Source organism: Candidatus Palauibacter sp. (genome assembly GCF_965222475.1).
Lineage (GTDB): Bacteria > Gemmatimonadota > Gemmatimonadetes > Palauibacterales > Palauibacteraceae > Palauibacter.
Map to the genome: position 1 here is coordinate 807,217 of NZ_CBDCUB010000008.1, position 24,907 is coordinate 832,123.

Annotated in this window: 20 protein-coding genes and 3 pseudogenes; 17 read left to right on the top strand and 6 right to left on the bottom strand. The window is 67.6% G+C overall.

Features of this window, described 5'->3' with window-relative positions; all coding sequences use genetic code 11:
• Positions 1 to 132 precede the first annotated feature (132 nt).
• From ACOQPP_RS18900 to ACOQPP_RS18925, 6 genes are all read left to right on the top strand, one after another.
• A complete protein-coding gene (locus tag ACOQPP_RS18900) occupies positions 133 to 5,154 on the top strand; it encodes an Ig-like domain-containing protein (RefSeq protein ID WP_420637170.1) in 5,022 nt (1,673 codons plus the stop codon).
• A gap of 217 nt (positions 5,155 to 5,371) precedes the next feature.
• Positions 5,372 to 6,277, top strand: a complete 906-nt coding sequence (locus ACOQPP_RS18905) for a tyrosine-type recombinase/integrase (RefSeq protein WP_420637171.1) — start codon at positions 5,372 to 5,374, stop codon at positions 6,275 to 6,277.
• Positions 6,278 to 6,491: 214 nt separating this feature from the next.
• Positions 6,492 to 7,067, top strand: coding sequence for a phage integrase central domain-containing protein (locus ACOQPP_RS18910; protein ID WP_420637393.1), 576 nt, complete (start codon positions 6,492 to 6,494; stop codon positions 7,065 to 7,067).
• Between the two features lie 134 nt (positions 7,068 to 7,201).
• A complete protein-coding gene (locus tag ACOQPP_RS18915) occupies positions 7,202 to 7,474 on the top strand; it encodes a hypothetical protein (protein WP_420637172.1) in 273 nt (90 codons plus the stop codon).
• A gap of 400 nt (positions 7,475 to 7,874) precedes the next feature.
• A complete protein-coding gene (locus ACOQPP_RS18920) occupies positions 7,875 to 8,576 on the top strand; it encodes a HepT-like ribonuclease domain-containing protein (protein WP_420637173.1) in 702 nt (233 codons plus the stop codon).
• 503 nt (positions 8,577 to 9,079) lie between these two features.
• Positions 9,080 to 9,241 carry a hypothetical protein gene (locus ACOQPP_RS18925; protein WP_420637174.1) on the top strand — a complete coding sequence of 54 codons (162 nt, stop codon included), beginning with the start codon at positions 9,080 to 9,082 and terminating at the stop codon, positions 9,239 to 9,241.
• 13 nt (positions 9,242 to 9,254) lie between these two features.
• Here the strand turns inward: ACOQPP_RS18925 and ACOQPP_RS18930 are convergent.
• Positions 9,255 to 10,741 (bottom strand): IS3 family transposase gene (locus ACOQPP_RS18930; RefSeq protein WP_420637175.1). Its coding sequence is split into 2 segments (ribosomal slippage): positions 9,255 to 10,342 and positions 10,342 to 10,741, totalling 1,488 coding nucleotides; the frame shifts between segments, so codons are not numbered across the junction.
• Between the two features lies 1 nt (position 10,742).
• On the opposite strand from ACOQPP_RS18930, the gene ACOQPP_RS18935 reads away from it, so the two are divergent.
• A complete protein-coding gene (locus ACOQPP_RS18935; RefSeq protein WP_420637176.1) occupies positions 10,743 to 11,663 on the top strand; it encodes a helicase-related protein in 921 nt (306 codons plus the stop codon).
• A gap of 343 nt (positions 11,664 to 12,006) precedes the next feature.
• On the opposite strand, the gene ACOQPP_RS18940 is transcribed toward ACOQPP_RS18935, so the two are convergent.
• Positions 12,007 to 13,163, bottom strand: a protein-coding gene (locus ACOQPP_RS18940; RefSeq protein WP_420637177.1) for an IS3 family transposase whose coding sequence is annotated in 2 segments (ribosomal slippage) — positions 12,007 to 12,914 and positions 12,914 to 13,163 — 1,158 coding nt in all. Because the reading frame shifts where the segments join, the coding sequence is not laid out codon by codon here.
• Between the two features lie 250 nt (positions 13,164 to 13,413).
• On the opposite strand from ACOQPP_RS18940, the gene ltrA reads away from it, so the two are divergent.
• The 7 genes and pseudogenes from ltrA to ACOQPP_RS18975 all read left to right on the top strand — a co-directional run bounded on the left by ltrA (position 13,414) and on the right by ACOQPP_RS18975 (position 18,090).
• Positions 13,414 to 14,700, top strand: a complete 1,287-nt coding sequence (ltrA, locus tag ACOQPP_RS18945) for a group II intron reverse transcriptase/maturase (protein WP_420637178.1) — start codon at positions 13,414 to 13,416, stop codon at positions 14,698 to 14,700.
• Positions 14,701 to 14,911: 211 nt separating this feature from the next.
• Positions 14,912 to 15,199 carry a transposase gene (locus ACOQPP_RS18950; protein ID WP_420637179.1) on the top strand — a complete coding sequence of 96 codons (288 nt, stop codon included), beginning with the start codon at positions 14,912 to 14,914 and terminating at the stop codon, positions 15,197 to 15,199.
• 20 nt (positions 15,200 to 15,219) lie between these two features.
• Positions 15,220 to 15,774 (top strand): IS3 family transposase, encoded by a 555-nt coding sequence (locus ACOQPP_RS18955; RefSeq protein WP_420637180.1) that lies wholly within the window; start codon positions 15,220 to 15,222, stop codon positions 15,772 to 15,774.
• A 98-nt stretch (positions 15,775 to 15,872) separates the two neighbouring features.
• Positions 15,873 to 16,993, top strand: a pseudogene (locus ACOQPP_RS18960) (IS256 family transposase); the annotation flags it as partial.
• Positions 16,993 to 17,103 (top strand): annotated as a pseudogene (locus tag ACOQPP_RS18965) (IS110 family transposase); the annotation flags it as partial. The pseudogenes ACOQPP_RS18960 and ACOQPP_RS18965, both read left to right, overlap by 1 nt.
• A gap of 55 nt (positions 17,104 to 17,158) precedes the next feature.
• Positions 17,159 to 17,404, top strand: a complete 246-nt coding sequence (locus ACOQPP_RS18970) for an integrase core domain-containing protein (RefSeq protein ID WP_420637181.1) — start codon at positions 17,159 to 17,161, stop codon at positions 17,402 to 17,404.
• Positions 17,401 to 18,090, top strand: coding sequence for a transposase (locus ACOQPP_RS18975; protein WP_420637182.1), 690 nt, complete (start codon positions 17,401 to 17,403; stop codon positions 18,088 to 18,090). The genes ACOQPP_RS18970 and ACOQPP_RS18975 overlap by 4 nt, the downstream gene beginning before the upstream one ends.
• A gap of 315 nt (positions 18,091 to 18,405) precedes the next feature.
• Here the strand turns inward: ACOQPP_RS18975 and ACOQPP_RS18980 are convergent, their stop codons facing one another.
• Positions 18,406 to 19,266, bottom strand: a complete 861-nt coding sequence (locus ACOQPP_RS18980) for a hypothetical protein (RefSeq protein WP_420637183.1) — start codon at positions 19,264 to 19,266, stop codon at positions 18,406 to 18,408.
• Between the two features lie 204 nt (positions 19,267 to 19,470).
• Complete coding sequence (locus tag ACOQPP_RS18985; protein WP_420637184.1) at positions 19,471 to 19,749, bottom strand: hypothetical protein; 279 nt, start codon at positions 19,747 to 19,749, stop codon at positions 19,471 to 19,473.
• Positions 19,750 to 20,500: 751 nt separating this feature from the next.
• Here ACOQPP_RS18985 and ACOQPP_RS18990 point away from each other — a divergent pair.
• The 3 genes and pseudogenes from ACOQPP_RS18990 to ACOQPP_RS19000 all read left to right on the top strand — a co-directional run.
• Positions 20,501 to 21,094 carry a hypothetical protein gene (locus ACOQPP_RS18990; protein ID WP_420637185.1) on the top strand — a complete coding sequence of 198 codons (594 nt, stop codon included), beginning with the start codon at positions 20,501 to 20,503 and terminating at the stop codon, positions 21,092 to 21,094.
• Positions 21,095 to 21,167: 73 nt separating this feature from the next.
• Positions 21,168 to 21,416 carry a sigma factor-like helix-turn-helix DNA-binding protein gene (locus ACOQPP_RS18995; RefSeq protein WP_420637186.1) on the top strand — a complete coding sequence of 83 codons (249 nt, stop codon included), beginning with the start codon at positions 21,168 to 21,170 and terminating at the stop codon, positions 21,414 to 21,416.
• Positions 21,413 to 21,586, top strand: a pseudogene (locus ACOQPP_RS19000) (SUMF1/EgtB/PvdO family nonheme iron enzyme); the annotation flags it as partial. The gene ACOQPP_RS18995 and the pseudogene ACOQPP_RS19000, both read left to right, overlap by 4 nt.
• A gap of 353 nt (positions 21,587 to 21,939) precedes the next feature.
• Here ACOQPP_RS19000 and ACOQPP_RS19005 read toward each other — a convergent pair.
• Positions 21,940 to 24,513: a leishmanolysin-related zinc metalloendopeptidase gene (locus ACOQPP_RS19005; protein WP_420637187.1), complete on the bottom strand. Its 2,574-nt coding sequence runs from the start codon at positions 24,511 to 24,513 to the stop codon at positions 21,940 to 21,942.
• A 232-nt stretch (positions 24,514 to 24,745) separates the two neighbouring features.
• Positions 24,746 to 24,901: a hypothetical protein gene (locus ACOQPP_RS19010; protein ID WP_420637188.1), complete on the bottom strand. Its 156-nt coding sequence runs from the start codon at positions 24,899 to 24,901 to the stop codon at positions 24,746 to 24,748.
• Positions 24,902 to 24,907: the final 6 nt, after the last annotated feature.

Consider the following 24,907-nt stretch of genomic DNA (forward strand, 5'->3'; position numbering starts at 1 on the left):
GGAACCTCTCCGCGCCCCCGGTTTACGGGGCGTGGCTCCCCCTTGTTTTGGGTGGGATGCAACACTACCTTCCGGCGCAAACCGGGACTATTGCATCACCACCCGAAGGACTTCATCCCGAGGAGGAGTTGAATGAAGAAGGTTACGAGACGCCTGTTGACGGTCGGGGCAATCCTGGCCATCGGCGCCTGCGGAGACACCGTCGAGGTGGTCGTTCCGCCGCCGCCGCCGCCACCGCCACCCCCCGAAATTCCAGTGCCGCCACCGCCAATCCCGCCGCCCAACCGGGCGCCAGTGGCCGTCGGCTCGATTCCGGCCATCGCCGTCGATGCGGGCGCAACCGCTTCGTTCGACGCCGCCGGTTACTTCAGCGACGCGGATGGCGACGCGCTCACCTTCTCCGCCGGGTCCTCGAACGCCGCCGCGGCGACCGTCAGCATGGACGGTTCGTCGGCGACGGTCACCGGCGTGGCCGACGGGACCGCGGTCGTGACGATCACGGCACGCGATCCGGACGGCGCGGCCGCCGCGCAGAACGTCAGCGTGACGGTCGGCGACGGCGTGGCCGCGAACCGGCCGCCCACCGCGGTGAACACGATTCCCGCGTACAGCGTCGATGTCGGCGGGGCGGTCCAGGTCAACCTGGCTCCCTACTTCAGCGATGCCGACGGCGACGCGCTCGGCTACGCCGCCTCCTCGTCGAACGAAGATGCCGCGACCGTTTCGGTGGCGGGCGCCCTCGCGACGATCAGCGGCGTTGCCGATGGGATGGCCGTCGTGACGGTCACGGCGAGCGATCCGGACGGCGCGAGCGCCTCGCAGACCATCAGCGTGACGGTCGGCGACGGCGACAGCTCGAACACTCCGCCGGTCGCGCAGGGCACGATTCCCGACCACTCCGTGGCCGCCGGCGGGACGCTCAACGTCGACGTGACGGGGTACTTCAGCGACGCGGACGGCGACGAACTCACCTACATGGCTTCGAGTTCGAACGCCGACGTGGCCACGGCCTCGAACGACGGCGGGACCGTCACGATCGAGGGTGTGGGCGGTGGCAGTGCCGTGATCACGGTGACGGCGAGCGACGGCGAAGCCACGGTTGCGCAGGGCTTCAGCGTGACCGTCGAGGCGCCGCCGGAGAACACCGCGCCCAGCGCCGTGGGTACGATTCCGAACCACTCCGTGGGTGTGGGCGGAACGGTCACCGTCAACGCGTCGGGCTACTTCAACGATGCGGACGGCGACGAACTCAGCTACACGGTCGCGAGTTCGAACGCGGACGTGGCCACGGCCTCCAACGAGGGGTCGACGGTGACGATCAGCGGCGTGGCCGCCGGCAGTGCGGTCATCACCGTGACGGCGAGCGACGCCGAGGCCTCGGCGGTGCAGGGCTTCAGCGTGGCCGTCGAGGCGGCGCCCTCGAACAACGCTCCCGCCGCCGTGGGTACGATTCCGAACCACTCCGTGGGTGTGGGCGGAACGGTCACCGTCAACGCGGTGGGGTACTTCAACGATGCGGACGGCGACGAACTCAGCTACACGGTCGCGAGTTCGAACGCGGACGTGGCCACGGCCTCCAACGAGGGGTCGACGGTGACGATCAGCGGCGTGGCCGCCGGCAGTGCGGTGATCACCGTGACGGCGAGCGACGCCGAGGCCTCGGCCGTGCAGGGCTTCAGCGTGGCCGTCGAGGCGGCGCCCTCGAACAACGCGCCCACGGCCGTGGGCACGATTCCGGCCCACAGCATCAACCTCGGCGGCACGGCCACGGTCGACGTGGCGGGCTACTTCAGCGACGCCGATGGGGATGAACTCGGCTACAGCGGTTCGAGTTCCAGCCCCGAGGTCGCGACCGTCACGATGGAAGGTTCGACCGCGACGATCACGGGCGTTGCCGTCGGCGGCGCCGTGGTCACGGTCACGGCGAGCGATGAGTCCGCGTCGGCTTCGCAGGGCTTCAACGTCTCCGTCTCCGATCCCTCCGGGAAGCCGGCGACGGTTGCGATCTTCGGTCTGCGGGACGTCACCGACCGGAACACGGCGGTGGATCCGACGGACGTGTCCGGCGACGTCAGCGTGCTGCTCGACGTGCAGCCGAACGACGAGACGATCGCCGGCATCGCGCTGACGCTGGGCGAGCGGGTCATCCACTGCCGCGGGACCTCCAGCGACCAGGCCGGGTTTATCGCGGCAGCCGGCGGTCAGCTCGAGGTCGAGTGCCTGTTCAAGACGGCCGACGTGATGGGCGAGTGCGCCGGCGCGCAGCTGCAGCCGTTGTACGCCAACGGCGATCACACACTGGGCGCGCGTGTCACGACCGCCGATGGCGAGAGCCGCGAGGCGATCGTCACGCAGCCGGTCACGCTCAACAACTCCGGGTTCGTGATGGTCGTCCACAGCGCCGGCAGCTCGTCGGCGGTCGTGAGTGGCGTCACCTACCACGGCGGTCCGGTCGCCGGGGACGACGACGGCAACCAGAACGCGTTCCACGCCTGCCCGGTGTCGTACGATGGCACGACGGTCGGCGAGCTCGCGCTGGAGACGAAGCTCTACGGCCCGGGCGCGACCGAACTCGAGGTGGGTGAGGACGAGACGGCGCCGCCGACCCTGGCCATCACCAAGGAGATGGGCGCGTTCACGTGGAACGTTAACCCGGCCCGGAACCGTGGCGTGGAGAACAGGCGCGAGCTGGACGAGCACTGGGTCATCAACAGCGGCGACATCAAGGACGATGGCGGGCTGCTGGTGACGTCGAAGTTCAGGGGCGAGGAAGAGGCGATGATCGGCCCGCTCTACTTCGACTTCAAGGCGCCCAGCTGGACGCACGATCCGGACGAGGCCGAGCCGGTGGAAATCCTGCGGAGCACACGCTCCGGGCCGGTGCCCGTCGCGGGCAACACCTTCTATAACAGCGGCAGCTTCTCGGTGCGCGGTCTGACGGACGGCGGCGCCGGTGGCTCAGCGGCCACCTTCGCGGCGGGCGACTGCGGCATCGTGGCCAACAGCGACAGCCTCAAGAGCACGGCCTTCGTGCCGGCGGCGGGACTGGAGGCGGTCAGCGGCTTCGACGATCTGCCCGAGGACGACTATGTCAACGACTTCACCGATGCCGGCGGACTGAACTGCTACGTGGCGGAGGTGACGGCCGTGTACGACGGGTTCGGGAACGAAGCCACGCTTCCGGGCACACCCATCGGCACGCGAGGGTACTTCGGCGTCGACAAGACCAGGCCGAGCGTGTCCGACGTGACGCCCTCCGGGGGGGGAATGATCCTCAAGCCTACCGCGACGCTGTCGTTCGAGGCCGAAGATCCCGACCTTGCGACGGGCGAAAACGGTGCCGGACTCTGGGGGACCAACTGGTTCATCCCGGGCCGGACAGGGGCGCTCCGCGAGCTACCGCCATCGCCATTCGGAATCACCATTGGCAGCTATCTGACGAGGGATGGTACGTACAGCGTAGACGCTCAGGTGTGGGATAATGTCGAACCCGGGAACGGCGTGGAGATCACCTACAGCTTCACCCGGGATGGCAAGGCGCCGGAGTTCACGGTCAGCAAGTCGCAGCCGGACATCGGCAACACGCAGGCCACGAGGGTCACCGTAAGCGTGGGTGGCACGATCTCCGACGCCAACGGCATCGAGAGGGCGGAACTCAGCATCCGGTCCAAGGCGGGTGGCAGTTGCCCGACGGCGGATGACGACGATCTCAATCTCGCCGCGACCCGCGTGTCGGGGAACAAGCGGGATCTGTCGAACAACGGTTCGACGACGATCACGTTCGACCAGACGTTCACCCTGAGTGCTCCGGCCGCCGGCGTCGCCGTGCCCGAGAACCTCTGCTTCTTCCTCGTCACGGAGGATGTCGCCACGGACGAGGACGGCGATGGTCCCGGGAACTCCGGGACGTACGAGGTCGGATCGTTCACGGTCGGCTGGCCGGATCCGGGCCCGACGTACAAGATCGGCGCGGTCGTCTGGAATGATCCAGGCGAGGGTGCATCCATCACGGCTGCCGCGCCGTTGCGGGTGACCGAGGGCCCCGCCGGTTCCCAGTTCCTGTTCACGCTGAATTCGGCCTCGACAGAAGAGGTGACGTTCAACCTCAGCGGGCCGCCGTCCGTGACGTTCAGTCCCGCTTCGGCCTCCGTCACTATCGGTCAGATGATATCGGAGCCGGTGACCGTGACGGCGAACCACGACCGGAATGTGACTTCCGACAAGGCCGTGATTACGGCGACCGCCGCGTCGGCCGACGACAACTGGGCCGGCAAGACGCACACGGTCCCGGTGCTGGCGGTCGATGACGACTACACGATGAGTGTGGTGATCAAAGGCCGCTCCGGTACCCCTCGCTTCAACGGGGTGACCGAGAAGTCGCCCTTCGACGACGGGGCCGCGGTTGCGAGGTGGGTGACGATCAGGATCACGGCGCCGGAGGGTGGAATGGCCAACACCGATCCGATCGACCTGACCGGGTCGTCGGCGACGGGCGACTTCGCCTTCAGTAATCCGACCTGGGGTATCTATGAAAGCTCTCCGGATCCGTACCTGGGCACCGAGGCGGTAGTCACCACAACGACGCCGCTGGTGTACGGCTTCCTTCCCGCGGGAGCGACGGAGGCCGACGTGTGGCTCATCGCCAACGACGACCTGGAGGACGAAGAGGCCGAGTTCATCCAGATCGGCGCGAATCCGACCGATGAGGTAGGGCGGATCGAGCCCAGGATGATCAGGATCGATGACGCCGATCCGGACGTCACGCTCTCCATCGACGACGTGAGTGAGGGCGCCGACGGGGTGACGATGACGGTCACGGCCACGGCCGCGGGCGCGATGCCCGGAATCTTCGAGATCCCGGCGGATAGCTGGAAGCTGGTAGACGAAGACGACGTTCTCGTCACCGCCGGCTATGCCTTCACAGCCTCCGGAGCGTTGACCATCGACCGCAACCAGACGGAGGGAACGGTGACCGTGACGGTTACCGCGCCCGAGGATGCGGACGAGGACAACGAGATGCTCGAGATCGGTCTCGCGAATCAGGTCGTGGCGCTGGCCGATGCCACAAACGTCAGCGTCACGGTCGGCATGCTCGAGGTCACGGTCGAGGACAACGACGGAGGGAACGGCGGGAACGGAAACGGAGGCGGCTGATCGCAGGTTGGCCATTCCGGCCACCGTTTCCCGAGCAGCAGAGAGAGGGCCCCGCGAGTCGCGGGGCCCTTTCTTTTTCTCCTTGCAATCTCCTTCTTGAAGCAGCCCCCGCCTGATATCACATTGAGGCTCACCCGGAGATCGGGTCCAGATCGGGAACGGACCCATGGGAAGCGGAGACAGCAGCCATGACGGTAGAGGGTTGGAAGGGAATCCGTTGAGGCGACTTCTGTGCGGGGCGCTCCTGGTTTCCCTCGGCGCGTGGTGGGTTGCCTGCTCGGATGCGAGTACGGGCCCGCCGCCGCCCGCGCCCCTCGACCCGAACCGTCCACCGACGGCCGTGGGCGCGATTCAGGGCCAGTCGGCGATGGTCGGGGATACGGTCGCGCTGACGGTCTCGTCGTACTTCGCCGATCCCGATGGAGACCGGCTCCTGTACGACGCGCGCTCGTCGGATCCGGGGGTCGCGACGGTCTCCGCCGCGGGCGACACCGTGACGGTCGTCGCGGTGCGCCGAGGTGCGGCAGCGATCACCGTGACCGCCTCGGACCCCGACGGCCCCGAGGCGTCGCAGCCCTTCGAGCTGACGGTACTGAACAGCGGGCCGGCCGCCCCCGGCCGGATTCCGGATCTGGAGCTGCCGTTGGGCCAGGAGGCCACCGCGGAGGTGTCTCCGTCCATGCTCCGGCGTGGCGAGGCCGCCGCGCTCACCTGGGCCGACGTGGAGTTCTGGAGCGACGGGTCCGCCAGGGTCACGGTGCGCCGCTCAAAGAGTGACCAGGACGGCAACGGGGCCACCCTGTACGTGGGCAGGGACGCCGCGACGGAGCTTCGGGCGATCCACGGCCCGGACGCTTCCCCCGGCGCCCCCGTCTTCGGCCTGCGTACCGGCAAGGCCGTGTCGAAGCGGATCGGCAAGGCGGCCAGGGCTGCTGGGTTGGTCGGCCGCTTCTCGGGGCACTCGCCGCGCATCGGGATGGCGCGTGACCTGGTGGCCTCGGGTGCGGGCGTCGCCGCCGTCCAAGTCGCCGGACGCTGGGCCTCGCCCCAGATGCCGTCCTATTATGCCCGCGCCGAACTGGCCGGGGACGGCGCGGTCGCCCGGTTCTACGGCGAGGAGTGACCAGTCATGTCGACCCCGCATCACGGGCGTGCGCGCCGCCGTGAAGAAGCTCCGCGCTAAGCTCGGCGACGACGCGGCCGCGCCGGCCTGCATCTTCACCGAGCACGGGGTCGGCTACCGCATGGCGACCCAGGTTGTTGGAGGCGGTTGGAAGTGAGCTGCTGGCGGCGCTCATTGCTGCCGCAAGCGCGAGCTCGGGCTCGGCAGCGTCGCGCTGGTCTCGCTCGCCGAGGCGCGGGAGCAGGCCTTGGCCAACCGCAAGCTCGCCCGCGCGGGCGGCGATCCGCTGGCCGAGAAGCGGCGCTCGGCGGGCATCCCCCCCTTCGCCGAAGCCGCCAAGCGCGTCATCGAGCAGAACCGCGCCGGGTGGCGCCATCCGGCGGTGCCGAGGAACTGGCATCGCAGCTTCGAGATCCACGTCTTCCCGAGGATCGGAAGGGTGCCGGTCTCGGAGGTGACGAGCGCCGATGTTCTGGAGATCCTCCGCCCACTGGCACACGAAGGCGCCGACGGCCCGGATCGTTCGTCACCGCATCCGCGCCGTGCTGGAATGGGCCATCGCCATGGACTGGAGAACGGACAACCCGTGCGACCGGCTCCTGCCGGTGCTTGGCTCCCAGAACCATTTGGTCCGGCACCGGAAGGCCCTGCCCCACCGCGAGGTCGGGGCGGCCATCCAGAAGGTGCGGGCGGCGAAGGCGGGCAAGGTGGAGGCGCTCGCCTTCGAGTTCATGGTGCTGACGGCGGCGCGGGGCGTCGAGGTCCGCGGGGTGGTGTGGAGCGAGATTGACCGGGCGGAGCGCGTCTGGACGGTGCCCGCTAGCCGCTTGAAAAGCCCGCGCCCGCACCGGGTGCCGCTGTGCGGCCGGGCGCTGGAGATTCTCGACGCGGCCCGCAAGCTGGGCGGCGGCGGGAGTCCGATTCGTGTTCGTTGGCAAGCGCGGCGGCCAGATGGGCGGCGAGCAGATGGGCCGGCTGCTCAGGAAGCACGGGATCGAGGCGGTGCCGCAAGGCTTCCGGTCGTCGTTCAGGGACTGGGCGGCCGAAGAGACGGACCACCCTCGCGAAGTCGTCGAAGCGGCACTGGCCTATGTGGTGCGGAACGCGGTCGAGGCCGCCTACATGCGCTCGGACCTGTTCGAGCGCCGCCGCCGGCTCATGGACGACTGGGCCGCGTATCTGGCGACCGAGAGGTAGGCCCTCGCCCGCCGTTTCGGGCCGTGCTTCGAGGCGCGCTGGATGGCCTTCCGGGAGGCTTTACACGCCCCTGGAATCCCTTTAAGCTTTCTCGCGCAACCGCAAGACAAGGACCCGAAGGAGGGATGGGCCGCAAGCATGGCACGGCCACCGGAAGGACTCGGTGCCAACCTAGGCCGAGAACTTCCAGCCGAACTCGATCTGGGGCTCGGGTGGCAAAATCGAGAATAGTCCTATGAGCCGCACGGACACACGGAGTACTAAGCGATTCGTTTCCAGATTAGTGAATCATGGGGCGTCCCTCGTCCCGCTTGAAGAGCTTGTGGCACAGGCTCAGATCATTTGGACAATCGGATCGGAGCAGGAGGTATCCGAGGCCTGTCTCCATGCGGAAGAATTCATGGCGAGTGCGGCGCGCGACTGTGGGCGGGCAGTGAGCGTCATGGATCGGATGAGGCAGGACGAAGGAAGACGGGACGCGGACCTGATGACGGCTCTCAAGAAATACGTTGAAGACACCTGCGAAGCGATCAAGCAAGTCGACAATGAGCTGAAGCGCAACGAATCGAGTCTGGAGACCCTACTGTTTGAGATCCCCGGGGAGTCGGATGAGCAGATTTCCTGGCGTAACCTCGTTGGGCGGCGAGATGTCATCGCGCACCAGTTGCTCACGGTCGACGACCGGAGGGTGTACCGAGAGGCCGAGCGGGATTTCTATTCGCTACAGGAGTTCGTCTCGCGTGTTTACTTCGCGCCAATCAAGACCAACTTCAGTGCCGGTCGGGGCGCGACACCGTTGTTCCGGCTTGAAGTCCTGAACAGGCTGACGCCGGCCGTGGGAGGCGAGCGCCCGCGGATCGGTACTTCGATTGTGTTTGTGTTCGAAGACGTGGTCGATGGATTCGTGTGTATTCGCATGGGACGGACAGACAAGAACAAGATCGCGCTCCAGGCGCCTCGTCCAATGTACTTTTCGGTAGCGGGCGTGGACGGGATGGAGAGAGTGAAGGACGACCAGGGTTTCCGCGAGACAATCTTGGCGGCACGTAGGAATAGGAATGAGCAAGGCACGTTCGTCTACCCCAAGGTTGGAACCGAATAGCCGCTATTCCGGCCGACCCGATACCGCCGGGCGGGCGCGCCCGATGCCCGGGAGACCGCGCTGGTGGGGCTCATCCGCTCGGGGCTGCTCAAGCGCTTCGAGTCGTCGGCGCGGGCGTTCGTCCAGACCCTGCACAGGATGGTCGCTGCGCACGACTATTTTGTGCGGGCGGTCGAAGCCGGCGTGATCCCGTCCTCCGATTCGCTGGCTGCGCTCCGCGCGACCGATTCCGACGAGGCGTGGGAGGAGCTTCTCCGCGAGGGCGAGCCGGTCGAGGATGACCTCGACACCGCAAGGCTCCTGGAAGACGTGAAGAGCGGATCGGGCGCTCCTCGAACGCCTCCGGGTTTGGGCGTCCGCGATAAGGGCAGAGAACGATGCCAAGCTCAGGCTCCTCGTCCGGGAACTCGCGCGCATCGCGGCGGAGGCCAAGCGGGAGGGCATCTCGAAACGCGACATCCGCAACCGGCGCAAGGTGCTCGTGTTCTCCTACTTCGGCGACAATGGTCGAGTGGATCGCCGAACGCTTGCGAGAGGTGGTGGGCGCGGACCGGCGGTTCGCCAGCTACCGCGGCCGCATCGCCGTCGTCCGGGGGACCGACTCGTTCGAGGGGATCACCCGCAGCGACGCGGTGTTCGGGTTCGGAACCTGCCAACGACTTTGAGACACGTGACGATTCAGTTTAGTGATCCCTCCTTTCCCCCGTCGGCGGGCCCTGCTACATCGACCGCCGTGACGGGGAGTGCGCGGTTGATCCAGACCTCCGCCGGGAGTTCCGGGGCCCTCGGCGGGCCGACGACGAAGCGGTCGGGCCGGGCCGCATAGGCCGCGGCCAGCACCTCCCGTCTGTGCTCGATGACCTCGGGCGCGCGACCGAGGTGGACCTGCTCGGGGGTGAGCAGGCCGATGCCGCCGTGCCGGTGCTGGGTGTTGTACCACGGGAAGAAGGTGCGGCAGAAGTCCTTCGCCTCCTCGATACCGGCGAACCGGCCCGGGAAGCCCGGGTGGTACTTGACGGTCTTGAAGTGCGCCTCCGAGTAGGGGTTGTCGTTCGAGACCCGGGGACGGCTCAGCGACTGGGTGACGCCGAGGTCGGCCAGGAGCTGCGCCGTGCACTTGGCCGTCATGGGAGATCCCCTGTCCGAGTGCGGCGTGAGCACCCGGGGCTGGACGCCCTGCTTGAGACAGGCCTCCTCGATCAGCCGCCCGCCCAGGCCCGCGGTCTCCCGGTCCGCCACCATCCAGCCCGTGACGTAGCGGCTGAAGATGTCCAGAATGACGTAGAGATGGAAGTACCGCCACTTCTCCGGCCCGAGGAGCCGCGTGATGTCCCAGGACCACACCTCGTTGGGCGCGCGGGCCACGATCTCCGGCTTCGGGTGGTTCGGGTGGCCGCGCTGAGCCCGGCGCTCCCGGACCGCCCGGTTCTCGGCCAGGATACGGTACATCGTCCGCTCCGAGCACAGATAGACGCCCTCGTCCAGCAGCGTCGCGTACACTTCCGCGGGCGCGCGGTCGGCGAAGCGCGGCGAGCACGGCACACGGAAGACCTCCGTGCGCTCCGCTTCGCCCAGGGCCCGGGCGGGAGCCGGCCGGGGCCGCCGCCGCCCGGTCTTCGGCCTCCGGCGACGGTAGAACGTGGCGCGCGCGACCCCGAGGGCCTCGCACGCCGCGCGTACGCCCACGTGCCCGGCCAAGCCTCCGGCCGCGCTCAAGAGCGCTTCCCGTCCCCGGGGCTCACGCCCGGCAGCCCCGCAACTTTTCCCTGGACATCGATGATGATGCGCGCCTTGCGAAGCTCCTCGCGCAGCCGCGCAACCTCCCGCTCCAGCTTCCGCACCCTCCTCGCCTCACGCTTCCCGCCCGAGGGCCTCGGTCCGCGCTTCTTCGCAAGCGCCCGCAGCGACCCTTCCCGCACCGCCTTCCGCCACGCCGACAGGTGCGAGCTGTACAGCCCCTCGCGCCGCAGCAACTCTCCGGTCTCGCCCGGCGTCTCGCAGGCGTCCGCCTTCTCGACGACCGACAGCTTGTACGCCGCCGTGAAGCGCCGCCTCGTCGCCTTCGCCGAAACCTCCGGATCCGGCGGGGAAGCTGCCGCGCTTCGCTTGCCCTCCCCCGAAGGGAGGGACGTTCCGTTCAACTTCATTCCTTCTCCTCGTTCCATCGTGAAACTCTCTGCCTCGCCCTACTCTAATATCTTTCTCCCTTCGTGTCTCCATGCCGTTGGCAGAGAGGGGTTTGCGCCCGAGTCCACGGAGGCCCCGCCGTCACGTTCCGACGACAGATACGACATCCTCGTTACGACCGACGTGCTGGCCGAGGGGATGAACCTCCAGCAGTGCGGACGGATCATCAACTACGACCTGCCGTGGAACCCGATGAGGCACGGGCGCATCGACCGCATCGGGAGTCCGCACGAGAAGGTGTTTCTGACCTGCGTTTTTCCCGACCGCCAACTCGGAGCCCTCCTTGTCCTCGAAGAGCGGATCCGCCGGAAGCTGGCCCAAGCGGCGGCCTCCATCGGCCTCGATCAGATCGTTATTCCGGATGCGGCCCACACCGAACACGTCTTCGCGGACGACCGGAAGCAGATCGAGGCGCTCCGAAGAGGCGATTCATCCCTCTTCGAACGCGGTGGCGAGGGCGTGCACGCGCACAGCGGCGAGGAGTACCGGCAGGAACTCCGGAAGGGTATCGAACGCTGGGGCAACCGGATCCGGAACCTTGCGTGGGGCGTGGGCTCTGGGTTCGTCGGCGCGACCCGAACCGGATACGTCTTCTGCGGCCGCGTCTCTGATCGCGTTTTCATGAGGTTCGTGCCCCAGGAGGCGGACGGGGAGATCGAGTGCGACACCCTCACCTGCCTCGGGATCCTCTCATGCACCGGGCACACCGAGCGCGCGTCGCCGGAGGCGTTCGCCGAAGGAGCCTTTGGCGCGTGGGAGCGCGCCCGCCGCGACATCTACGAGGAATGGATGCGCGCCACCGATCCGGCCACGCTCCAGCCCAGCAATCCGCCCGCTCGGGCACGAAGCTGGAAACGGCGGAGACGGCCAAGGGAGGAGCTAAGTCGTCAGGCGGCTTAGCGACCACGCGGGCCGGAACGTGCAGTGAACGCTGAGCAGGCCTCGAAACGTCAAACGCGGGAGCCGACCCTCCGCAAGAAAGGGGAAGGCCGCCGACCGGCCGGGAAGAGAGCGACGGGACAACCGGCTGGTTTCCGCCGGGGTAGTGGCGTCGGCACGTGTGGAAGATGGAGAGTGTGGCAACACGGGAAGCCCCGTCGGTGCCGTGGCACGCTGGGCTTACCCCGTTTCAGTGGACAGGTGAAAGTGGTGGTTTCCTCCTTTCTCGCCACCTCGCGGGAGAGAAGAGCGGTCGCCGCGCCGAAGGCGTGGCGGACCGTGGGAGAGGGACGCGGCCCGGGGGTCACGCCGCCTCCCCTTTCTCGCGCGCCTCGAAGCTGGCGGGCGACTCGTAGCCGAGGCTCGAGTGCCGCCGGCGCGGATTGTACCAGCCCTCGATGAACCGGAACACCTCCCGGCGGGCCTCGCCGGGCGTCCGGAACGAGCGCCGCCAGATGAGTTCACACTCCAGCGTGGCGAAGAACGACTCGCACATGGCGTTGTCGTAGGCGTCGCCCACCGAGCCCATCGAGGGCCTGACCCCGGCCCTCCGGCAGCGGCCGCCGAAGGCGTGGGACGTGTACTGGCCGCCTTGGTCGCTGTGGTGGATCACCTCCTCGGGGCGCCGCCGCGCCAGCGCCATGTCGAAGGCGTCCAGCACCAGGGACGTCCTCAGGTGCGTCGCCATCGACCAGCCCACGATGCGGCGGCTCCAGGCGTCGAGCACGACGGCCAGATAGAGGAAGCCCGCCCAGGTGGGCACGTACGTGATGTCGGCCACCCAGAGTTCGTCCGGTCCGGAGGCCGAGAAGTCTCGGTCCACGAGATCCGGCGCGGGCCTGGACTTCGCGGCCCGCTTCGTCGTACTGCCCTTGCGGCGCCGGCTCACGCCCTCGACCCCGGCCGCCCGCATCAGCCGGGCGACCCGGTTCACGCCCGCCTCGCGGCCCCGGGCCCTCAGCTCGGCGTGGATCCGCGGCGCCCCGTACGTTCCGTCGCTCATGGCGTGAATCTCAAGGATCTCCTCGGTGAGCGCCGCGTTCGCACGCGCCCGCTCCGACGGCTCCCGCGTCCGCCACGCGTAGTACCCGCTCGGGGAGAGTCCCAGCAGGCGGCACATCACGCGCACCGGATAGGCGGCCTGGTGATCGCTCACGAACCGGAACCCCCTCGGGGGATCGATCCGCTCTCCTTGGCGAACCAGGCCGTGGCTTTTGCCAATATGTCGCGCTCGATCTTCACACGGCGCAGTTCGCGCTTCAGTTCCCGGACTTCCTTGCGCTCAGCCGTCGTCAGACCGTTGGTGCGACGCCCCTCGTCCAGATCGGCCTGTTCCACCCAGCGCCGGATCGCCGTCGCCGAGGGCTCGAACTCGCGAGCCAACTGGTCCGCGCTCTGCCCCGCACGGACCAGATCCACCATCCGCGCCTTGTACTCCGGCGCGTATCTCCGTCCCGACATGCGACACCTCCTCGTTGTGACCAACGCTCAAAGGTGTCCACCAACTCGGGGTAACTCCACGCGGCAACCGGAACCCCGCGAGGGGCGGGCCGGGCCGGCGGGGTGGCGGATGGGCCCGTAGTACCGGGGACGCGGGGTAATGCCCGTCGAGGGAAGGGGCCCTGAGTTGGGAGCGGTACGGAAAGGAGGCAGGGACATGACCACTGGCGCGAGCCTAACAGGGTCGGTGAGCGTTCGGAAACTCCAGACCGTGCTACATGCGAAAGCGAAGGAAGAACCCGGACGGCGCTTTCACGCCCTTGTCGACAAGGTATGGCGGGAGGACTTCCTGCTGGCGGCATGGGGGATGGTCCGGCGCAACGGCGGAGCGGCTGGCGTCGATGGTGTGACGGTCGCGGACATCGGGGCGCACGGAGTGGAGAGCTGGATCGGGGAACTGTCGCGGGACCTGAAGGATGGCACCTACAAGCCGAACCCGGTGAGACAGGTGCTCATTCCGAAGAAGCAGCCGGGGAAGTTCCGTCCCCTGGGCATCCCCTGCCTGAGGGACCGGGTTGCGCAGACGTCGGCAATGCTGGTGCTGTCGCCGATCTTCGAGGCGGACCTGGAGCCGGAGCAGTACGGATACCGGCCGGGACGAAGCGCCAAGGACGCGGTCAGGCGGGTCCACCGCCTGCTGCGCGGGGGCCGCAACGAAGTGGTCGATGCGGACCTCTCGAACTACTTCGGCGAGATACCGCACGCCGAATTGATGAAGAGTGTTGCCCGGCGCGTGAGCGACGGACGGATGCTCGGACTCATCAAGGCGTGGCTGGAGATGCCGGTGGTCGAGGAGGACGGGGAGGGCGGCACGCGCCGCACGAACCGGGCGCGGAAGGAGAGAAAGGGGACTCCGCAAGGGGCTCCGATCTCGCCGCTGTTGAGCAACATCTACATGCGGCGGTTCATCCTTGGCTGGAAGGCGCTGGGTCATGCCCGGCGCTTCGGTGCGGAGATCGTGAACTATGCGGATGACTTCTGCGTGCTCGGAAGGGCCCCGGCGGCGGAGATGCTGGCGGCGGTCAACCGGCTCATGGAACGACTGAAGCTACCGGTCAACGCCCGGAAGACCCGATGCCTCCGATGCCCCGAGGAGCCTCTCGAGTTCCTTGGATATCGCATCGGCTGGAACTATCGCCCGAAGGACGGAAGCCGGTACATCGGCACTCGGCCAAGCAAGGCGAGCGTTCAGAGCATACGCTGCGGGATCCGCGCGCAAACGGACCCACGGTACGAGGGCTGGCCAGCCGAGGAGGTCGTAGGGCGCCTCAATCGGATGATATCCGGATGGGCAAACTACTTCACACTCGGCCAGGTCGGTCCGGCCTACGCGGCTGTGGATACGTACGCGGCCCAGCGGCTGCGACAGTGGTTCTGCCGGAAGCACAAGGTGAAATCAGGAAAATACGTGCGATTTTCCAACCGATGGCTGTGGGAGAAATGCGGCCTCACGCGCCTTGCGTTGACGACACGACACCTTCCGTGGGCGAAGGCATGATCCCGACTGAGAGCCGGATGCGGGAGATCCGCACGTCCGGTTCGATGAGCGGGGGCTGGAAACGTAACTACGGGAGCCGGTCTGAGGCCCGGAGCGAAAGCGACGGAATAGCCACCGGACCCTACGGTCGGCGCGCCAGCGGTCTGAGGTGGTCCCAGTTTTTTGGACAGGTCGTTAAGGTGGATTCCAGGAAGGAACGGGAGGCACCGAGATGGCCGGGAAGAGACGGCGGTTCACGCCGGAGTTCAAGGCGCGGGTGGCGCTGGAAGCGCTGCGCGAGCGGGACAGCGTGCAGGCGATCGCGAGGCGGCACGAGCTTCATCCGAACCGGGTGAGCACGTGGAAGCGGCAGTTGCTCGAGGGGCTGCCGGAGGTGTTCGCCGGGGGCGCGGGCCGCAGGCTCGCCAAGGAGCACGAGGCGAAGGTCCGGGAGCTGCACGCCAAGATCGGGGAGCTCACGGTCGAGCGGGATTTTTTTCGTCGCGGGCTCAAGCGCTGAGCCGGGCGGAGCGGGTGCGGATGATCGAGCGGGACGGGCCGCCGAGTCTTTCAAGGCAGTGTGCGCTGGCGGGGGTGAGCCGGTCGTCGCGGTACTACCGGCCGAAGGGGGAGAGCGCGGAGAACCTGGCGCTCATGCGGCGCATGGACGAGCTCCACATGGACTACCCGTTCTACGGGAGCAGGCAGATGATGCGCCATCTCCGCCGCGAGGGCGTCGTCGCGGGCCGGCACCGGATCCGGCGGCTCATGCGGCTGATGGGAATGGAGGCGACCTACCGGCGGCCGCGCACGAGCGTGGCGAACTCGGAGCACCGGGTCTTTCCCTACCTGCTGCGCGGCCTGGCGATCTCGCGGGCGGACCACGTGTGGTGCGCGGACATCACCCATGTCCCCGTGACGCAAGGGTTTTTCTACCTCGTGGCGGTGATGGACCGGGCGACCCGGCACATGCTCGCGTGGCGGCTGTCGAACACCATGGACGCGTCGTTCCGCGTGGACGCGCTGGACGACGCGCTGGGCCGGCGGGCTCCGGAGATCCTCAATACCGACAGTGAGTATGTGAGGGCCGGTTGAGGTAGGAACAAAAGGTGTGTAAAAAGGGAGGCGACGTACCTTTCAGCTGACCAATCACAGCGGATCCGGGGGGAGACCCGGAGAAAGGACGTCGCCTCATGGGCAACGATACGCGGGAGAGATTCGACGGGCCAGCGTGGGAGACGCTGGAGGTGTGGGTGCGGGAGCAGGCGCGGGACATGATCCAGGCGGCGCTGGAGGAGGAGGTGACGGAGCTCTTGGGCCGGGTGAAGTCTGAACGGCGTGCGGCGGTGGACGCGCCTCCGGGCTACCGGAACGGGTACGGCAAGCCGCGTCGTCTGGCCATGAGTTCGGGGACGATCGAGGTGCGGCGGCCTCGGGTCGGGGGCCTGGAGGAGCGGTTCGAGAGCCGGGTGCTGCCGTTGTTCGCGCGCCGGACGCGGGAGGTGGGGGACTTGATCCCGGAGCTGTACCTGCACGGGCTGGCCGAGGGCGACTTCGAGCTGGCGCTCAGGGGGCTGTTGGGCGAGGGGGCGCCGCTGTCGAAGTCCTCGGTGAGGCGGCTCAGGGCGAGGTGGACGGCGGAGCACGAGGCGTGGAGCCGGCGGCCGCTGGGCGACCGTGAGTTGGTGTACGCGTGGGCGGACGGGATCTACGTGAAGGCGGGGCTCGAGAAGGACAAGGCGGCCCTGCTGGTCGTCATCGGCGCGATGAGCGACGGGACGAAGGAGGTGCTGGCGGTCACGCCGGGCTACCGCGAGTCGACGGCGTCGTGGGCGGCGGTGCTGAGGGATCTGAAGGCTCGGGGGCTCGGGACGCCGAAGCTTCTGGTGGCCGACGGGAACCTGGGGATCCGGGGCGCGGCGCGGGAGGTGTGGCCGGAGACCGCCGAGCAGCGGTGCTGGAACCACAAGACGACCAACGTGCTGGACCGGCTGCCCAAGAGAGAGCAGATCGCGGCGAGGGAGATGCTGCGCGCGGCGGCGTACGCGCCCTCGCGGGCGGCGGCGAAGGAGGCGCGCGACGCGTTCGCCGACCGCTACGCGGACGCGCAGTCCAAGGCGGTGGCCGTGCTCGAGGACGACTGGACCGGATGACGGCCTTCTACGACTTTCCGGAGAAGCACTGGCGGCACCTGAGGACGACCAACGTGGTGGAGAGCCCGTTCGCCTCGGTCCGGCTCCGCACGACCGCGGCGAAGCGGTTCAAGCGGGGGGACAACGCCACGGCGCTGATCTGGCGGCTGCTGCTGGTGGCGTCGAGCGGCGCACCGGGGAGGGCCTCTCCAAGCGCGAGGTGATGCGCTGCCTGAAGCGCTACGTGGCCCGCGAGATCTACCGCGTCCTCACCGCCCCATCGTCCGCTTGACAAACATGAGAGCGTCCAGGGCGCCCAGTTCACCAGCGAGGCGTTCGCCGAGCGCGTGCTGGGTGCGGGCGTGGCGTTCTCGATGGACGGCCGGGGCCGCTTCCTCGACAACATCTTCATCGAGCGGCCGTGGCGGTCGCTGAAGTACGAGGCCGTGTACCTCCACGAGCTCCGCGACGGGCTGGACGCCGAGCGCATCATCGGCTCGTGGATCGACTTCTACAACGAGGTGCGCCCGCATTCGTCCCTCGGCGGGCGGACGCCGGGCGAGGCCTACCGCAACGGCACGGGGGCGGTGTGAACGGCGGATCTCCGCACCTGCCGGAGCGCGCCCTCCCGAGTCGCCGCGGCCGAGCGGAAACCCGGGATCCGCCCGTCCCGGACGCCTCGCGCCATCGGCGGCCAAGCCCCGGTCACCGGCCGGGTTCCCCTCCCGGCCACCGGGGCCCATGTTGGAACCTGTCCTTCCCCCGCCGGTGGAGGACCTACGGGTGGAGCACCCACCCCGGGACAACTCACGGAGAATGCTCCCGAGGGCTCTCACAATCACTCGGAATCCACCTTAACTTTGCCCTCGGACTGTCCAACGAAGTAGGACCACCTCACAACATCGAGGGCATCGGCCCCGTCGAGGCGTGGCGCGCCTACAACGCGGGCGCGGTCGTCGAGCAGCGGATCGCCGAGCTGGGCCAGCTCTCGGCCGGGCGCACCGCGGTGGACGACCTCGGCGGCAACGCCCTGCCGTGGAGCCTCGCCGCGCTCGCCCACCAACTCCTCCACATCCCGCGCGCGAACTGCCTCGGCGGCCGCTGGCGCGCCGTCCAGCCGCGCGGCATCCGCCTGCGCCTGCTGCGCGCCCCCGCCAGGATCACCTCCCACGCCCGCCGAACCTCGCTCGGGTTCGCGCGCGCCGAACCGGCCCTCGGCCTCCCGCGACCGGCGCTCCGGGCCATCGAGCGGGGTCTCCCGCCGCCCGCGCCCGCCTGACCGGTCCCAACTCCGGCTTTCCGAAGGCGCCGCGCGGCGGCGCCCCCTCCCCGTGTCTCCGCGAGCCGCCCGGGACGCTCCGGGAGCGCCCCCGGGACGTCCCCGACGCCCGGCGCCGCCTCGAAAACGCCCCTCCCGGCACCGAACCGCCGCCCCCGCGGGTCATAATCACGCCCCCGGCCCACGACTATCCGCCAATGCAGGATCCGGGTTTACTACAGGAACTCCGCGCAACGCCGACCTGAAGCTCTCCATTTCTGCACCTGTCTGGTTTTACACGTCGCGGCAGCCGCACCGCCGCACACGTCTTCCGCGCTATCCTCCAGTATTCGATCCGGCGAACGGCTTCTTCAATTGGTCGACAGCCTGCAGAAATGAATATGATAGCGCAAGAAACCAACCGCAGCTGCTCTTCCTAGGCAAGTCTGACAAAATGTTGTCATCAAAAACGGGTTGAGACATGTTGACGCCGGCTGGCAATCGCGACTCGGCACCTAGGACGACTCCAAGGCTCACGGTCATTTTGTCGCCAAGGCGAATACTAGGTCCCAAATAGTACTCTGTCTTGGCCGGCTCTTGTATTCCTAATCCAAACGTTACAGCTAGCCATGGCCGACGTGTGTGGTACACGTGTGCGAGAGTTGCGACCCCAAGGGAAAAATCATCTCTCTTGTCAGGCTCGGCGATGATCCGCCTTGCGTCGGTCACTGACGGATGTGGCTGCAGCGCGTACGCTGGATCTGTTAGCGAGCGTACCGTGAAACCGCCGCCGAAGGCGAGCGCCCAACTCGAGCTTCGTACGTAGATCGTCAGAACGCGGTCCTGGAGTGCTTTGCCGCCTTCGCATTCGGTTTCGCCGTTGCGGGTGAGTAGAACGACGTAACCCCCATAGATGTCGTCATGCGTGACCGAAAGTTCTTTCGTAGTAAGCAGGGGCATAAGACCGGCGACCGGCGGTTCAGGTTCGAGACTGCGGATCTCATATGTAAACATGGACTCGCACGTGTTCTCGATCTGGATCGTAAACTGCTCTCGATCCTTCAAGTTCAACGTATACGTGCGATCGCTGTCCCGGGCGTGGTCGAAGGTGATCGTCTGTTGCGCCAAGACGGCTGTCGTCGAGAGCGGACATGCGATCAGGATGATCAGCAGAGCGTGAAGGCGGCGTGCGAGCATGAGGTCTGCTCCTTGTTCTCGGAAGTGAGCTGTGTCGGGACCGAACAGCGGGAGCCGCCGGCTGGTTTCGAGCGGCAGCACTGAAAGCAGAAGATTGATAGATGTGGGTAGCTGTAGTGCCCTGGATCCCGTTGTCAGAGCGAGGCTGGTGCTCAGCGTACACCGGGACGTAACGGCCTGGCGGGTGGATCTTACGGCAGGCCGTCAGATCGCTACCCCACTGCATGGAGCCAGCCGCGGCTCCCCACTGCACCGGACGGGATAGACAGTCGTGAGACGGCCGGAGTTCGCCTTCTTCTGCTCATTCGACACGGCGATCTGGGCCGTCTCGGAGACGTTCCGCTTGGCAGCGGGGTACTGGCTGCTGCGCGCGGGGGCCGTAAGTTCGTCCCCGTCGATCTCCATCAACCGCTGCCCCTCGACTCCAGTCGTTGTCGTGAGGAGTGAGGCCGCCACCGACCGGCGAACCTCAAATCGAACCATCGGACCTCCTGCCCCGCTACGAAAGGTGTTCAGAGATGGCCGCCCTGACTTGGCGCAGCGTGCGACTCTCTGTGCCCCCCCCCAAATTTGGTTGGAATGTACCATAGCGAGGTTTCGTGGCGGCGCGCCAGCCCTGCGCCCAGGGTGCGCGAGGAAGACCGGGGGCGCAGAACCCGGCCACCGACGGAACGTGTTGCGCCTTGGCCGACGAGTCGTGTGAAGTCTTGCCCGCTTTCGACGTATAGGAGATGAGGGGCTTTCACGTGCGCGATCCACGCGGGAGGTCCTGTGGCTTGCTCGGCCGGGGCCGCTGGGAGGCGCGGTTTTATTCTTCCTCCGGCTCCTTACGCTCCCGATCAAATCCCAAATGACGTGGCGAGGAGAGCGGAATGTCTCGAACCGAGACGGGTTCTCTGGAAGATCATCACGGCAATCCATACTCGATGCGGTTGATGAGCATCACCTCGCTCGCGGCCAGCATCACCTTCGGGCTGGTCTCGGTGCTGCATTCCGGCGCGCAGAGCGGCCCAATGGGCTCTACATCACGATGGCGTTCCTCATCGCCGCCTTCGCTCCGAAAGCTCTCCAGAAGTTCGCCGAGGCGAAGTTCCCCCAGTCGCCCGCCGGAACGGGAGCTGCGGAGTAAATGGCAAGCGACAGGCCTAGGACGCCCGAGACCTGTGAACTCGTCCTGAAGGGGTTCCGATTTTCCGGGAGGCTGTCGAACAGCAAGGCCAACTTTCGGTTCATCGTGGACCTGCGGTTCGTCAACGACAGGAAGAACTTCGACAGCGAAACACGCCGTCATGCCCAGCCTCGACACGTTCTGGGAGTGCGACACGAATCGAACAAGCCGAATTTCGTCCGTAACTTGTCTGAAGCTGCCCGGAACGCCCCGTTCGTGAGCTTCAACATGAGCCGGATCGACTCGTGGGACGCGCTGATTCTCGGAGTGAATGCGAAAGGCCTCCATCCGATCCAGTTCAAGGTGATCGACGTCAACCGCGCGGATGCGTGGGATTGGGTGAAGGGGATCCTCGGCGGGATCATCGAGTCGCTGAAGTACCAGGCGAAGAAGACGATCGAAGCCACGCAGCAGGGCGACGGGGAGGACGAGAGCGAACTCGTGTCCGACAAGACAGTGGTAGCAGGATCATTGGGCGGGGCGGCGGCGGACCTCCGATCCTGCGGATTCCGACGCGTGCCGATCACTGATTCCGATCCATGCCGATCACCGATTCCAGTGCATGCCGATCACCGATTCCAGTGCATGCGGATCGGTGATTCCGATTCATGCCGATCACCCTGGAGCGAGCGAGTAGCGGTGCTGGAGAACCTGCTGTAGCGCCCCCCTCTTCCCTTCTCGGCGGAGGTCCCCCGAGACGAGGAGGGAGAGGGTGTCGCAGAAGAGGTTGTCCATGCGCAAGATCCGAGAACTGATGCGCCTGAAGTACGAACTCGGGCGCAGCCACCGCGAGATCGCGGCCTCGCTGGGCGTCGCCAACAGCACGGTGAGCGACTACGCGGGCCGGGCGAGGGGGGCCGGGCTTTCGCGGCCGCTGCCGGAAGGGCTGGACGACGCCGCTCTGGAGGCGGCGCTGTTCCCTCCGCTTCCGCCCCTCGCGGGTTCCCCGTCCCGAGCCGGACTGGGACCCGGTGCACCGTGAGCTTCAGCGCCACAAGTGCAGGCGCCCCGGCGAATGGGAGCGCTTGGCAGTCTGGACAGTGTAGCAGTCGGGTCCTCCGCGGCGGTTCCTGGTACTTCTTCCCGGGGTTCCTCCGCTCCGCGAGCCGGGACGGGGACTCCACCGTCAACCGGTACTTCAGCTACGGGTTCCGTGTTGCCCGGACGCTCAATCAATTCCTGCATCCTTATCTCCTTACCGCCTCGCGGCGGCCGCATGAGGTCCGCACCTGTCATGATGGGAGCGGTGCGTGGCTACGTGCTGGAGCGGATGATCCCGGGTTGGGGCCGCGCGCGCGACATCGATTCTCGGTCCGAGGGCCACGTTCCTGGCGTCCGTGTCTGGTTGGTGGTGCCTCCGCCCCTGGCGCGCCTGGCCACCGGGGTCGTCCCGCCGGGGTCGGCGGCGGGGCGATCGAGGGCGCGGATCTGTCGCGGTTTCGGAGCGTGGCGGGTTCGGCGCGGAGCGCGAGAGGTGGCGTAACATCCGGCAACTCCCCGGCGCTTCAGTTGCGGGTCACCCGGCGGACGACGCGTCCATCCCGGTCGAAGATGAGTAGCGGCGGGGAGAGAATGTCCCCGGTCAGGTCGAGAGAGAGCGCGCGTTGGCGCTTCGGCACATCCGCGGCCTCACCGCCGGTGCCGGGCAGCGCATACTCATCGGCGAGGCTCGCATCGACCGTGTACCCCAGGTCGGCCAGCGACCAGATCGTAACCGCGCTCAGCGGATGCTCAGCGCCGCGATTCAGACGCGACGTCATCAGTTCGGGGCCGAGCACCGATTCCCGCCAGTGCGAGTCAACTGAACCAAGCCCCCCTCGGATCTCCACCGGCACCTTGGCATATTCGTAGTCGGTTCCGCCGGCCGAGTCGAACGCGGCGATCGCCAGCGGGCCCGCGAAGTAGAGGTCGACGGGGATACCGGGACTGCTGGTCCACCGGAGCAGCCCCAGCTCTTCCCAGCTCGGTCCGATGCCCAGCGCGTGGCCCAATTCGTGCAGGATGACGGCGTTCGCGTCCTCCTCCCCGAGCCGTTCAACGTCGTCCGCGTCGATGTGGATGGCGGCGAGTACGGGAAGCAAGGACTCCGCGCGCAACCAGCATGTCGCCGCGTATCCCAGAGTTCCGCCGGGTCCGTCAACGCTCCGAACCGAAACAAGCACGGTGAGGTCATCCACCTCTCCCATGCGGGCGTCCAGGGTCAGGCTCGTGCAGCCGAGTTCCGTGTTCTCGGGAACGGGCACGTTGGGCAGCTCGCTCTCCCGGAGCACATCCATCCAGTGCCCCGCTGCGTCGCGAAGTCTCGGGCTCAGGGATTCCGCGCCCGCATCCATCGGCACGATGTCGATCTCGAACGCGCCCGGGACGCGATCCCGCACCTGCACGGCGAACGACTGCGAGACGCCCAGCCCCGCACCGTCCGTCGCGGTGACCGTCACGGTCGCCGTCCCGGGGCCGGCGGGTTCGAGCGTGATCCGCTCGCCGTCCGCGCCCGTGGAGACGACGCCGACATCGCCGGACGCGGCGGTGTAGGCGAGGGAGTCGCCGTCCGGGTCCCTGAAGTAAAGCGCGTTCGTCACGGCGACCTCGTGCGCGCCGGCCTGCAATCGGTGCGGTGGGATCGACCGCTCGGCGAGGGGAGGCCGGTTGGCGTCCGCCGCGAACAGAACGATGGGGTCGCCGGGGGCGAGAACCAGCCCAAAGAAGCCGGGCGGCAGGGCGGGTGGCGCGCTCACACTGACGTGCGTCGCGCCGGCATCCTCCCCGGATCGGGTCACGGTGACTTCGCCGCTCACGCCCGTCCCGGCCGCGAACGTGACGGCCTCGGAGGACAGCGCGCCGTCGTACGCGGTGAGCCCGAACGAGATCTCGAACGGCAGGCCTTCGACGACGGTGGCCGCCACGCGCGCGGGGCCCGGCGCCAGGTGATCCGGGTTGTCCACCCGCTCGAGTTCAGGCCGCAGGACGAACGGTGCGCCGGCGTTCTCCTGCAGAAACAGTTCTTCCAGGTGGGACAGCCCCGTGAACATGCCGGCCGGCAACCCGCTCAGGTCGTTGTAGCCGAGGGCCAGACGCCTGAGTTGCGAGAGATCCGAGAACACGCCCTCCGGCAGCTTGGCGAGCCGGTTCGCGTCCAGCCACAGCACCTCGAGCTGCGCGAGGCTCCGGAAGACCGTCGGGGGGAGGGCCGGCAGCGCGTTGTCCGCGAGATCGAGGACTCTCAGGCCGGAGAGGTCCGAGAAGATGCCCGCCGGCAGCCTCTCCAGCCCGTTCTCGGGAAGTCGCAGTTCACGCAGGCTCGACAGCCCGGCGAAGAGTCTCGCGGGCAGCGCGCGGAGTCCGGTGTAGGTCAAGTCCAGGGACTCCAGGCTCGACAGCCCCGCGAACACGCTCTCGGGCAGCCGCTCAAGGAGGTTTTCCTGGAGTTGCAGGACCCTCAGACCCGTCAGGCCCGTGAAGTCACCCGCCCGGATGGAGATGGGTGTCTCGCCGAATAAAGCGCTCAGGTCCAGTTCGGTAATCGACGCCAGGTGCGCGTCCGTTACTTCCGCGCAGTCCTGCACCGCCGACTGGCCTACGATGCCGTCCCGTACCCTGTCCCAACGGTCGCACACGCCCTCTTCGATGGTCACCGTGGCCGACCGTCGAGGCCCGATGCGGTACGCCATGCCTCCGTCCCCGGCTTCGAGCGTAACGACGAAGACCTCGCGAGTCGGTTCGATGTCGGTGTCGTCGGCGATCGGAATCTCGAGGGTCGCCTCCGCCGCGCCCGCCTCGATCCGGATCGTGCCGCCCGCGCCGACTTCGTAGTCCGAGCCGTCGGCGTCCGCGGTCCCGGGATCGGTGTCGATCCCGATCGTGTAGCCGACCGAGATCCCGTGTGCCCGCAAGGGGCTGACTCCGATCTTCAGGCCAACGGTTTCTCCCTCCCGCGCGGCCGCCGATTCGGTCGCGAGAGTGACCAGCGCGGGAGGCCCGTCCGGCGCGGTGGGAGCGGTTGGGGTGGTGGGTGCGTCGTCGCAGGCCGCGGCCAGGGACACGGCCAGAATCACGGGAGTAGAAGGGGCTTTGGTCTTCATCTCGTATCCGTCTCAGCCGTCGGCTGTTGCTCAATCATGGTTGGGGGCGGTACGGGACCGCGCGAGTCGTCCAAAGGTATACCGGATCCGCTCCTAAAGGGTCCGGATGACGGGCGGCGGCGCGGTCCGACGTGCTCTTGGAGCCTCTCACCGCGAAAGTAGCCCCTCACTCCGGCGCCCCGCTACTCCGAGTCACTGCGGGCTCAGCGGAACATGTACTGAAGGCGGGGATTCACGTCTCGCAGGCGTCCGCCTTCTCGACCACCGACAGCTTGTACGCCGCGGTGAACCGCCGCCGCGTCGCCTTCGCCGCAACCTCCGGATCCGGCCCCGCCGCCTCGCCTCGCTTGCCCTCCCCCGAAGGGAGGGACGTTCCGTTCAACTTCATTCCGTC